General features: G+C 72.1%; 10 protein-coding genes. 8 read left to right on the top strand and 2 right to left on the bottom strand.

The features are described from left to right. Positions 1–59 precede the first annotated feature (59 nt). From LWF15_RS09370 to LWF15_RS09335, 8 genes are read left to right on the top strand one after another with little or no spacing between them, the layout of a single operon-like run. Entirely contained in the window at positions 60–536 is a 477-nt protein-coding gene (locus LWF15_RS09370) for a chemotaxis protein CheW (RefSeq protein ID WP_232810029.1), read from the top strand. A gap of 14 nt (positions 537–550) precedes the next feature. Further along, on the top strand, positions 551–1963 hold the full coding sequence (locus LWF15_RS09365; RefSeq protein ID WP_232810028.1) for a CheR family methyltransferase: 1413 nt from the start codon (positions 551–553) through the stop codon (positions 1961–1963). Then, on the top strand, positions 1960–2439 hold the full coding sequence (locus tag LWF15_RS09360; RefSeq protein ID WP_232810027.1) for a chemotaxis protein CheW: 480 nt from the start codon (positions 1960–1962) through the stop codon (positions 2437–2439). Before LWF15_RS09365 ends, LWF15_RS09360 begins: the two co-directional genes overlap by 4 nt. A 2-nt stretch (positions 2440–2441) precedes the next feature. Beyond that, complete coding sequence (locus LWF15_RS09355) at positions 2442–3983, top strand: HAMP domain-containing methyl-accepting chemotaxis protein (protein WP_232810026.1); 1542 nt, start codon at positions 2442–2444, stop codon at positions 3981–3983. Continuing rightward, on the top strand, positions 3980–6106 hold the full coding sequence (locus LWF15_RS09350) for a hybrid sensor histidine kinase/response regulator (RefSeq protein WP_232810025.1): 2127 nt from the start codon (positions 3980–3982) through the stop codon (positions 6104–6106). The genes LWF15_RS09355 and LWF15_RS09350 overlap by 4 nt, the downstream gene beginning before the upstream one ends. Next, on the top strand, positions 6103–7206 hold the full coding sequence (gene cheB, locus LWF15_RS09345; protein ID WP_232810024.1) for a chemotaxis-specific protein-glutamate methyltransferase CheB: 1104 nt from the start codon (positions 6103–6105) through the stop codon (positions 7204–7206). The genes LWF15_RS09350 and cheB overlap by 4 nt, the downstream gene beginning before the upstream one ends. After that, positions 7203–9158 (top strand): response regulator, encoded by a 1956-nt coding sequence (locus LWF15_RS09340; RefSeq protein WP_232810023.1) that lies wholly within the window; start codon positions 7203–7205, stop codon positions 9156–9158. Before cheB ends, LWF15_RS09340 begins: the two co-directional genes overlap by 4 nt. A 16-nt stretch (positions 9159–9174) precedes the next feature. Beyond that, complete coding sequence (locus LWF15_RS09335) at positions 9175–10167, top strand: phosphotransferase (RefSeq protein ID WP_232810022.1); 993 nt, start codon at positions 9175–9177, stop codon at positions 10165–10167. Here LWF15_RS09335 and LWF15_RS09330 read toward each other — a convergent pair. Together LWF15_RS09330 and LWF15_RS09325 are read right to left on the bottom strand one after the other, a co-directional pair. Further along, the gene (locus tag LWF15_RS09330; protein WP_232810021.1) at positions 10143–10646 is read right to left on the bottom strand and encodes a mycothiol transferase; all 504 of its coding nucleotides are present in this window, start codon (positions 10644–10646) and stop codon (positions 10143–10145) included. The genes LWF15_RS09335 and LWF15_RS09330 overlap by 25 nt on opposite strands. 19 nt (positions 10647–10665) lie before the next feature. Beyond that, entirely contained in the window at positions 10666–11925 is a 1260-nt protein-coding gene (locus LWF15_RS09325; RefSeq protein ID WP_232810020.1) for an Nramp family divalent metal transporter, read from the bottom strand. Positions 11926–12010 lie beyond the last annotated feature (85 nt).

Here is a 12010-nt window from a genome sequence, read left to right as displayed (position 1 = left end):
CCAGTTCCAGCCACTTCCAGACGGTCAAGAACCGTGCTCCCCCCGCCGAGACAAGGCAGGTGAAGACGGGGGTTGGCCGCAGCGGGACCGGCATTTCCTTGCTGTTGTGCAGCACGGGGGGAAAATCGTTCGCCGTCCCGCTCACAGCCGTACGGGAGACGATGCGCCCGCTCAGCGCCGCCCCCTTTTCCGGGATGCCAGATTTTGTCTCAGGGGTCGCGCGGATCCGGGGTACGGCCGTCCCGGTCGTGGACTCGGGTGTGCTGACCGGAGGGGCGCCGGTGCGGGCCGGACGGTGGATCACCCTGATCACGGCGAACGAGCGTCAGGTGGCGTTGGCCGTGCAGGACGTCACCGGGATCCGGACCCTGCCGTCCGAGGACCTGCAGGCGCTGCCCTCGCTGCTCGGAGGCCCGGAATCAGAGCTGTACAGCGCCGTCTCCACCCGCGACCAGCAGTTGCTGGTGGTGCTGGAGGCCTCGCGGCTGGTACCGGACGAGCTCTGGGAGCAGCTGACGGAGGTGTCGTCATCCTGACCGAGCGCCAAGCTGTGGGACGAGCCGGGCCGGCCGGGCCCACCGACGACGAGAGCGCCCGGTTCGCCGCGATCGTGGAGCACCGGCTCGGCCTCACCTTCGGCCCCACCGACCGGGCCCGGCTGACCCAGGTCCTGCTGCAGCGCACCACCGCGCGCCAGGCCCCCACGGTGTCGGGGTACCTGGACAGCCTGGAGCGCTCCGGCGAGGAGCTGAGCGCCCTGGCCGGCGCGCTGACCGTGGGCGAGACCTACTTCCTGCGCCAGGCCGAGCAGTTCTCGGTGCTGACCCGCACCGTGCTGACCGACCGACTGGCCCGGCCCGACCGGCCCGAGGGCGCCGGTCCGCGGCTGCTGTCCGCCGGATGCGCCAGCGGCGAGGAGCCCTACTCCCTGGCCATCACCATGCGCGACAACGGCTACCCGAACGCGCAGATCATCGGGCTGGACGTGAACCCGCAGGCCCTGGCCAAGGCCCGGGCCGGGCGCTACACGTCGTGGTCGATGCGGGCCGTGCCCCCGGCCGTGCAGCGCCGCTGGTTCGACCAGGAGGACGGGCACTTCCTGGTCAAACCGTCGTTGCGGGAGTCGGTGGAATTCCGGCCGCAGAACCTGGCGGCTGCCGACCCGGCCTTCTGGCAGCCCCGTTTCGACGCGATCTTCTGCCGCAACGTGCTGATGTACTTCGCTCCGGCGGCGATGGCGCAGGTCGTGCAGCGCCTGGCCGACGCCCTGCTGCCAGGCGGCTACCTGTTCCTCGGGTCGGCCGAGACCCTGCGCGGCGTCACCGACGACTTCGAGCTGTGCGAGACCGACGGCTGCTTCTACTACCGGCTCAGCGACTCCCCCCGGTCGGCCACCGTACGGGTGGTGCCCCGGGGCCTGCCCGCGCGCCGTCCCTCCGGCCCCGACCGTGAGTCGTTCGGTCAGGTCCTGGAGCTGCTGCGGGCCGAGCGCTTCGCCGCTGCCCTGGGGGTGATCGAGCTGATCGACGTGCCCGCAGTCCCTCCGCGCAGCCTCTGGGACACCGAGGTGATGCTGGTCCGCGCCATGCTGCTGGCCCACGCCGGCGACCTGAGCGGCGCCGGGCGCGACGCCCACCGGCTACTGGGCCGCGGCGGTGCGGTGGCCGCCGACGCCCACGGCGTCCTGGCCACGTGTCGCGAGGCCGACTCCGACGAGCGCGGAGCGCTGCTGCACTGGAACGCCGCGGTCGACGCGGATCCCGGGTTCGCTCTGGGGCACCTGCACCTGGGTCGGCTCACCCGGTTCGGCGGCGACCAGAACACCTCCGACCGCTGCTACGAGCGCGCCGCGCAGTTGCTGACCAGCGAGAGCGAGCGCCGGGTGCTGCTCTTCGGGGGCGGTTTCGACCGCGAGGCCCTGCTTTCGGTGTGCCGGACCATCTCCCGGGCGGGGCGGTCATGACCCCCCTGCGCGCACTGACCGGGCCGAGCGAGCTGGCCCAGCGGGCCGCCGCGATGCGGGCCGAGTTCGACGCCGCCTTCGCCGAGGCCCCCGGCAGCGACGAGACCCCGATGCAGGACGTGCTGCGGCTGCGGATCGGTGTCGAGGAGCGCGGGATCCGGCTGGGCGAGGTGGCCGGGATCTCCGCCCATCCGCCGATCACCCCGCTGCCCTCCCGGCACCCGGCGATGGTCGGGATCGTCAGCAACCGGGGTTCGGTGGCCGCTGCCTGGGACCTCGGGCTGCTGCTGGGCGGTGTGGCGCAGAGCCCGCGCTGGGTGGTGGTCCCGGCCGCCGAGCCGGCCGTGGCCCTGGTGTTCGGCGACTTCACCGGTTTCGGCCGGGTCCCGGCCGCGGAACTGGCCGGCGAGTACCTGCTCTCCCTGGCCGAGGTGGTGCACACCGTCCGCGGGCTGTGCACGGGAACGGAGATCTGACCATGCGACCCAACTGGACGTTCGGCCGGACCCTGGCGGTCGGCTTCGCCGTGGTGCTGCTGCTGAACGTGATCGGCGGCGCGGTGGCGCTCTACGGGCTGAGCGAGGTGGTGCGGGCCAAGGACCGGGTGATCGAGGTGGACTCCCAGCTGGAACTCATCGCCCAGAAGCTGCTCACCGCCCGGGCCGACCGGTCCGCCGAGGTGCGGGCCTACCTGCTGACCAACGACGAGACGTTCCACCGCTCGGCCGAGGCCCGCACCGTCGAGTTCGACAACCTGATCAAGACCGCCCAGGGCATGGTGCACACCGACCGGGGCCGCGAACTGGTCAGCCGGATCGACGAGGCCGAGCAGCAGTCCCGCCAGTCGATGAACAACCTGATCGAGGTCCGGGAGCAGGGCACCACCCAGGACTCGGCCGAGGCCTTCCTGGAGGCCGCCTCGACCCGGACCAACCTGCAGGACGCGCTGAACGAGTTCGCCGCGTACGAGCACGACCTGGCCCAGGACGGCATCCGGGCGGCCGACGCCGCCCAGCGCCGCGACGTGATCACCATCTGCACCGTCTACGGCCTGGCGGTGCTGGCCACCGCGCTGATCGGGCTGTACATCACCCGGCGGCTGCGCTCGCGGATCGGCGGGGCCGTGGGCCAGGTGCAGACCTCGTCGGCGGAGCTGCAGACCACCGCCAACCAGCAGGCCGTGGGGGCGATGGAACAGGCCACCGCGATGAGCGAGATCTCCACCACGATCAACGAACTGCTGGCCACCTCGCGGCAGATCACCGAAAGCGCCCAGCGGGTGGCCGCGGTGGCCGAGCAGACCGCCGAGGCCGGCGGTTCCGGCGGTGGCACGATGGCCACCGCCCAGCAGTCGATGAACGAGATCCGGCACCAGGTGCAGGTGATCGTCGACCACATGATCGAGCTCGGCGAGAAGTCGCAGCAGATCGGGGCCGTCCTCGACATCGTGTCCGAACTGGCCGAGCAGACCAACATCCTGGCGATCAACTCCACCATCGAGGCGGCCGGGGCGGGTGAGTCCGGCCGCCGGTTCGCTGTGGTCGCCGACGAGATCCGCAAGCTGGCCGACCGGGTCACCGAGTCGACCAAGGAGATCCGCACGCTGATCGACGTGGTGCGCAACGCGGTGCACACCACGGTGATGGCCACCGAGATCGGGGCCAAGTCGGTGGACTCCGGCAGCGCCCAGTTCGAGTCCGTGACGGCCCAGTTCGACCAGATCGTGGAGCTGATGCGCACCACGATGGAGGCGGCCCGGGAGATCGAGCTGAGCACCAAGCAGCAGACCACCGCGGTGGAGCAGGTGAACTTCGCGGTCGGCAACGTCACCCAGACCACCAAGGAGAGCGAGGCCGGGTCCGGTCAGATCCTGGCCACCGCCTCGCAACTGGCCGAGCTGTCGGCCCGGCTGCGGGGGCTGATCGAACCGGACTCGATCACCCCGGCGGCCCGCCCGCGGGCGGCCCGGGCGGGCGTCGGCGGCGGCGGCGGAACGGGGAGCGGGTCGACGCCGCGGTGAGCGACCTGCTGCAGTACTTCCGGATCGAGGCCCGGGAGCTCGTCGACGAGCTCACCGTGGCCCTGTCCGAGCTGGCCCGGGGCGGACCGGCGGCCGACGCCGCCCGCACGGCGCTGCGGCACGCCCACACGCTCAAGGGTGCGGCCCGGGTGGTGGGGCAGACCGACATGGCCGACCGGGTGCACGAGCTCGAGGAGATGCTCGGGCCCCACCGCAACAGCGAACAGCCGCTGCCCACCGCCGAACTGGACCAGATGCAGCAGTTGGTGGACGGGCTCAGCGCCGGTCTGGAGCAGCTCGGCGGCAGTGAGGAACCCGCGCCGGAGGCTGCCCCGATCCCGGCTCCCCGGGCCAACCCCGAGGCCCCCGCCTCGAGCACGCTGGACCCGGCCCCGGCCGAGCGGATCCCCGACCCGCTGCCGACCGCCCGCGCCTCGCTGCTGGAGATCGACAACCTGATCAACGGTGTGGTGCAGACCCGCACCCAGCTGAGCACGGTACGCGACGGCGCGCTGCGGGCCCGCCGGCTACGCGCCGTGGCCGAGGCCACCGGCCGGCTGACCGACTCGCAGATCGAGGAACTGACCACACTGGCGCGGATTCTCGAGACCAGCGCCGACCGGATCGATCGGGAACTGCGCGAGGTGTACACCACCGCCGAGCAGCTGCGCCTGATCCCGGTCGAGACGATCGTGCCCGACCTGGAACGTGGGGTGCGGGACGTGACCGCCGCCCAGGGCAAGCGGGCCCGGCTGGAGGTGCGAGGCGCCGAGATCGCTCTGGACGCAACCATTCTGGCCGGAGTCCAGACCGCTCTGCGGCAGATCGTGCGCAATGCGGTGGCCCACGGCGTCGAGACCCCGGCGCAACGAAGGGCCCTGGGCAAGGACGAGAGCGGGCGGGTTCAGGTGGAGATCAGTCACGGCGCGCAGGGCGTGCGGTTCCGTTGCACGGACGACGGGCGCGGCATCGACCTGGACGCGGTAAGGCGCAAGCTGGTGCAGACCGGGCGGGCTCCCGACGCCGGGATCGACGACGCCCAGGTGCTGCAGCTGCTGCTCGGCAGCGGGATCAGCACGGCCGGCACGGTCAGTGAGATCTCCGGGCACGGGATCGGCCTGGACGTGGTGCAGGACGTGGTGCGACGCACCGGGGGGCGGATCGAGATCACCACCACGCCCGGCCAGGGCACCACCATCGACCTGACCACCCCGGCCACGATGACGGCGCAGGAGGTGGTGCTGGTGCGACCCACCGAGAGCGCCGACCTGGCCGCCCTGCCGCTGCGCGCGGTCCGGCAGGCCCGCCGGATCGGCCCGGACGACTTCTCCGGGGCCCTGGCCGTGCGGCACAACGGCCGTCGCATCCCCTACGTCCCGCTGGCCGACGTCCTCACCCTCCCCGCCGACTCCGTCGGCCCGGAAGAGAACGGCCGCACCGTCCTGCTCCTCGAGGGCGGCAAGGGCCTGGTCGCAGTCGGCGTCACCCGCCTGGTCGGGACCGCCGAGGTGGCGGTCCGGGCCCTGCCCGAGCTCGCCCCCGTACCCCCGCTGGTGTGCGGCATCTGGATCGACATCGACGGCCGGGCCCGCCCCGTCCTCGACCCGGCCGAGGTGGCCGCCGTCGCCGCCACCCGCCGCCTGCCCCGGGTCAGCACCCCCGTCCCGCTCCCACCCGCCACAGCCTCCCCCACCACGGCCTCCCCCACCCCCGGCGCCCCCGTCCCGATCCTGATCGTCGACGACTCCCTGACCACCCGGATGCTGGAACGCAGCATCCTGCAGGCGGCCGGCTACCGGGTGGACGAGGCCGGGTCGGCGGAGGAGGGCCTGGCCATGGCCGCCCGCCAGCGCTACGCGGTGGCCGTGGTGGACGTGGAGATGCCGGGGATGAACGGCTTCGCCTTCATCGAGCAGACCCGCACCCGCCCCGAACTGCGGCACCTGCCCTGCATCCTGGTCACCACCAAGGCCGGCCCCGAGGACCGCGAGCGCGGCCGGGCCGCCGGCGCCCGGGCGCACATCGACAAGGGCGAGTTCCACCAGAGCACCCTGCTCGACGCGGTCGCCCGGCTCGTCACCGAACACACAGCCGAACGCCCGAGCGCCGAGGATGCCGGATGAGCCCCGACGGCCGGCCGATCCGGGTGCTCGTGGTCGAGGACTCGCGCACCGTACGGGCCCGGATCGTGGCCGCCCTGCGCTCGGACCCGGCCTTCGAGGTGGTCGGCGAGGCGGGCGACGGGGAGACCGCGATCCAGGAGTGCCAGCGGCTGCGCCCGGACCTGGTCACCATGGACATGATGCTGCCCGGGCTGTCCGGGCTGGCCGCCACCGAGCAGCTGATGCAGCACTGCCCCACCCCGATCCTGGTGATCTCCAGCGCCGACAACCGGGCCGGGTTCATCGACACCATCGCCGCGCTCGACGCCGGTGCGGTCGACGTGCTGGACAAGCCGCTGGGCCGGGACACCACCGGCGGGAACGACGCCTGGGACCGCGAGTTCCTGCGTACCTGCCGGCTGGTGTCCCGGATCCGGGTGATCCGCCGGATCGGTCACCATGCCTCGGTACCCGCCGCCCGCACTCCGGAACCACTTCCCCCACAGGCAGATCCGTCTCATCCTTACTCGCTGGTGGCGATCGGGGCCTCCACCGGCGGGCCGACCGCGGTGGCCACCGTGCTGCGCACCCTGCCGGCCACCTTCGCCCTGCCGATCCTGCTGGTGCTGCACGTCCACGAGTCGTTCGGCAACGCGTTCGCCTCCTGGCTGGCCGAGGCCACCGACCGCCGGGTGCGCCTGGCGGTCAGCGGCGAACCACTCACCAACGTGCGCCCGGGCGAGGTGGTGATGGCCCCTCCGGGCCGGCACCTACGGGTACGCAGCAACACGCTGCTGCTCACCGACGAACCCGAAAGGCACTCCTGCCGGCCCAGTGTCGACGTGCTGTTCGAGTCCCTGGCGCAGTCGCACGGCCCGCGGGTGGCGGCCTGCCTGCTCACCGGCATGGGCAAGGACGGCGCCGCCGGGATGCTCGAGATCGACCGCACCGGAGGACTCACCATCGCTCAGGACGAGGCCACCTCGGTGGTGTTCGGCATGCCCGGAGAGGCGGTGCGGCTGGGCGGGGCCCAGCACGTCCTGCCGATCGACCGGATCGGGCCCGCGCTCGGCCGGCTGACCGTACCTTCCGACCTGGCGGTACGAATGAGGCCACGATGACGAACAACGGAAGCATCGGCACCGTGCTGATTCTCGACGACAGCCTGACCGTGCGGATGGACCTGGTGAACGCGTTCGGCGAGGCCGGGTGGCGCACCGTGCCCTGCGCCACGGTCGCGGCTTTCTGGGAACAGCTGGCCGCCGAGTCGGCCGACTGCGTCGTGCTGGACGTGGTCCTGCCCGACGGCGACGGCGTGGACGTCCTGCGGCAGCTGCGCACCGACCCGGCCACTGCGGCCCTGCCGGTGCTCATGCTCAGCAGTGAGGCCGAGGTGAAGGACCGGATCCGCGGGCTGAGCACCGGCGCGGACGAGTACCTGGGCAAGCCCTACGACTCCGGCTACCTGGTCTCGCGGGCCCAGGAACTGATCACCGTGCCCAGCTCGGACGCCGAGCACCCGTTACGGGTGCTGGTGATCGACGACAGCACCGAGGTGCAGGGCCGGTTCACGCAGATGCTGCAGGACAACGGTTACGAGGTGGTCCAGGCCGACTCCGGGCTGGCCGGGCTGCGCCAGGCGGCGGCCCGCCGGCCGGACGCGGTTCTGGTGGACGCGGCCCTGCCGGACATCGACGGGGCCACCGTGATCCGCCGGATCCGGCTGGACTCGGCCCTACGGGCGATCCCCTGCCTACTGCTGGCCGCCTCGGACGACGCCGGCGCCGAGCTGACCGCCCTGGACGCCGGGGCCGACGCCTTCGTGCGGGCGGGCACCGACGCGGACGTGGTGCTGGCCAAGCTCTCGGCCGCGTTGCGGACCGGGGCGGCACCCGGTCCGGTGGTGGACACGGCCAGCCTGCAGCGGCTGAAGAAGGTGGTGGCGATCGGGGCCTCCGGCCTCACCGGTTACGCCGAGCACCTGCGCGGCGAGGGGTTCGACGTGGTCCAGGCCCGATCCGGCGAGGAGGCCCTGGAACTGCTGGCCTTCCAGCGTTGTGACTGCATCCTGATCGAGGGGGCGGACGGCCTGGAGGTCTGCTCGAAGATCAAGGCGGCGCCCGGCGTGCGTGACGTGCCGCTGATCGTGATCGGCGACGACGACCGTCGGCAGACCATGATCGACGCGCTCGGGGCGGGCGCCGACGACTACGTCCAGGCCGCCACCGACACCCGGGTGCTGCTCGCCCGGATCCGCGCCCAGATGCAGCGCAAGCAGGTGGCCGACGAGCACCGGCAGATCCGCGAGAGCCTGCTGCGCAAGGAGATCGAGGCCGCCCAGGCCCACGCCGACGCCGAGATCGCTCTGACCAAGGCCGCCATGGTGGAGGAGTTGGAGCGCAAGAACCTGGAGCTGGAGGCGTTCAGCTACTCGGTCTCGCACGACCTGCGCAGCCCGTTGCGGGCGATCGACGGGTTCACCGCGATGCTGCTGGAGGTGGTCGAGGAGCACCTGGACGAGACCGGGCAGCACTACGCCGCCCGGATCCGGGCCTCGGTGAAGCGGATGAACGAGATGATCGACGACTTGATCGAGCTGTCCCGGGTGGGCCGGGCCGAGCTGTCGCGCCGCCCGGTCGACCTCGGCGTGATCGCCGGCGAAATCCTCAGCGACCTGGCCGCCGGGTCGCCCGGGCGGGTGGTGGAAACGGTGATCGGGCCGGACCTGACCGTCTCGGCCGACCCCCGCCTGCTGCGCAACGTGCTGGAGAACCTGCTGAGCAACGCCTGGAAGTTCAGTGGGGCCACCGAGGGCCCGCGGATCGAGATGGGGCGCTCGGCCGAGGGCGACTTCTTCGTGCGGGACAACGGCGCCGGGTTCGACATGGCCCAGGCCCAGCGGCTGTTCTCACCGTTCCAGCGGCTGCACAAGCAGAGCGACTTCCCCGGAACCGGGATCGGGCTGGCCACGGTGCACCGGATCGTGGAGCGGCACGGCGGGCGGATCTGGGCCGAGTCGGCCCCCGGCCAGGGCGCCACGTTCCGCTTCACCCTGCCTGACCAGCCCGGGTGACTGGCACGATGGGCCGGTGAGAGACGAACGGGTCACTGCGGCCGTCGACTGGGCCCGGGACGTGCTCGGGCCGGTGGAACTGCACCGGCTCCGCTCCCGGCCCTGGGCGGTCACCTGGCGGCTCACCCGGCCGGGCCACGCCGATGCCTTCCTCAAGTGCGCGACCGCCCGCACCGGCCACGAGGCCGTGGTGCTGCCGGTGCTGACCCGGGCCTGCCCCGCCCTGGTGCCGGAGCTCCTGGCCACCGACCCGGCCGGGCACCGGCTGATCGTGGCCTCGGCCGGGACGGTGCTGCGCGAGCGGGAAGGCGACACCTTCCGGCTGGAGGTCTGGATCCCCCTCGTGCAGCGGTTCGCCGAACTGCAGCGCAGCCTCACCCCTCACGTGGAAACGCTTCTGGAACAGGGTGTCCCGGACGAGCGCCCGCACCGCTACCTCGACCTGCTGCGCCCGTTCACCACCGCTGAGCAGGTACCGGCCGACGAACGCAATCGGCTCGCAACCCTCGCCGCCGGCTGGGAGAGGCCCACGGTCCCCCACCGCCTCCGGCTTCGGGAGGTACCCCCAGTCCTCAAAGCGCCGTTGGTTCCCCCTTCGTTGCAGCACGGCGACCTGCACGACAACAACGTGGCGGTGGACGAAGCGGGCGCCTACCGCTTCTTCGACTTCGGCGACTCGTGCGTGGCCCACCCGTTCAGCACGATGGACCTGCCGCTGATGTTCGCCGCCGAAGGCGTGGACGCCGCCGGAGTGGCCCGGCTCGAGGACGCCTACCTGGAGGTCTTCACCGACCTGGCGCCGCTGGCGCAGTTGCGCACCGAACTGCGCGCGGTGCTCGACCTGGCCCCGCTGCACCGGGCCCTGAGCTGGCTGCGGGCCTTGAGCCCGGACGAGGCCGCAACCGGGTCCGAGGTGGTCTGGGACCCGGTTGCGGCCGCGGAGTGGGAGGAGCCGATCCTCTACTGGCTGGCCCAGTTACGAACTCAGGGCAGGATGCCGCGCACGTAGGCGGCCTGGCCGATGTGCTGGGTGTCGTCGTTCAGCACGCTGACCAGCCGCACGCCCAGCGTGACGGGCGGGTCCCAGCGCTCGTCGACCACTTGGTCCAGGTCGGCCTCCTTCAGCCCGCCCAGGTACTCCAGCGTGCGGGCGTGCACCGCGTCGTAGTAGCCGACCAGCAGATCGCCCGACTCCACCCGGACCTGCGAGACCTCCGCGCTGGACTGCGCGTACCCGGTCTCCCCGGGCTCGAAGGGCAGAGCGAACCGCTCCACCCAGCCCTGCGCGGTCCAGATCTGCTCGGTGCCCGCCACCTCGGCCACGTGGTCGTCCTGCACCCGGGTGAGGTGCCACAGCAGCCAGCCGATCGAGTTGCCGGTGCCACCCGGGCGGTGGGCGAGCTGCTCGGCGGTGAGCCCGTCGGCCACCTCGGCCACCGACTCCTTCACCCGCTCGAAACCGTCGGTCAAGAGTTCAGCTGTGTTCATACCGGGAAACTATGCCCGCTCAACCCAGAAACAGCGTGCCCAGCAGGAAAACGTTCAGTGCGACCACGGCGCCCAGCACGATCGTGGCCACCACGACCGTGCTCATCCGGTTCCGGCTCTCGCCCATCACCGCCCGGCGGCTGGTGAACCAGATCAGCGGGGCCAGCGCGAACGGGATCCCGAACGAGAGCACCACCTGGCTCAGCACCAGCGCCGCGGTGGGATCCACCCCGATCGCCAGGATCACCAGCGAAGGCAGCACCGAGATGGCGCGCCGCACCCGGAGCGAGACGCTTCGGTGCAGGAACCCGGCCATGATGGTCTGCCCGGAGTAGACCCCCACGCAGGTCGAGGCCAGGCTGGAGGCGAGCAGGGCCGAGGCGAACACCCAGCTGCTGAGTTCGCCGGTGAGGTCGGCGAATCCGGCGTGGGCGCCCTCGAGGGTGTCGGTCGGTGCGAGCACGGTGGCGGCCAGCATGATCGAGATGTTCACGGTGGCGGCCAGGAGCATCGCCCCGACGATCTCGCGCCGGGTGATCCGGATCAGCCTCGGCATGCTGCGCCGGGAGATCAGCGCCTCGCCCTTGGTCAGGTGGGAGTGCAGGTAGACCACGTGCGGCATCACCGTGGCCCCGACGATCCCGGCCGCCAGGTAGGCGCTGTCGGTGCCCTCCAGCCGGGGCTGGAACCCCGAGGCCAGTTCCGCTCCCCCGAGGTCGGCCAGGAACGCCTGGTAGAGGAAACCCGCGGCCACCACGGCGAAACAGACGTACACGACCGGGCGGAACGCGTCGCGGCCGCGGATGTGCAGGGCCAGGATGACGAAGGCGGCCACCACCATGATCAGGGCGCCGGGCAGCAGGGGGACGCCGAAGAGCAGGTTGAGCGCGATGGCGCCGCCCACGATCTCGGCCAGGTCGGTCATGACGACCACCAGCTCGGCCTGCAGCCACAGGCCGATCCGGGCCGGCCGGGACAGGTGCTGCTTGCACTGCTCGGGCAGCGAACGCCCGGTGACCAGGCCCAGTTTCGCCGACAGGTACTGCACCAGCATGCCCACCGCGCTGGCCCCGACCACCACCCAGACCAGCATGGTGCCGTACTGCGCGCCGGCCGAGACGTTGGTGGCGAAGTTGCCCGGGTCGATGTACGCCACCGCGGCCACCAGGGCCGAGCCCAGCGTGGTGCCGACCGCGCGGCGGCCGGTGCTGTTCTCGCGCACCCCGGTGGCCTGGACACCGGCGTGGACGGTCGTGGGGGTGGCCAACGGTGGATTCATCTGACTCGCTCTCTGCCTGCGGTGAGGTGGGGTGCATCGGTGCTGCACCCCACCTCACGTTTGGCCCACGCGGGATCGTCTCCCC

The sequence above is a fragment of the Kineosporia rhizophila genome (assembly GCF_021277265.1).
Lineage (GTDB): Bacteria > Actinomycetota > Actinomycetes > Actinomycetales > Kineosporiaceae > Kineosporia > Kineosporia rhizophila.
Note: the sequence above shows the minus strand (reverse complement) of the source record. Positions and strands in the feature narration are given on the sequence as shown.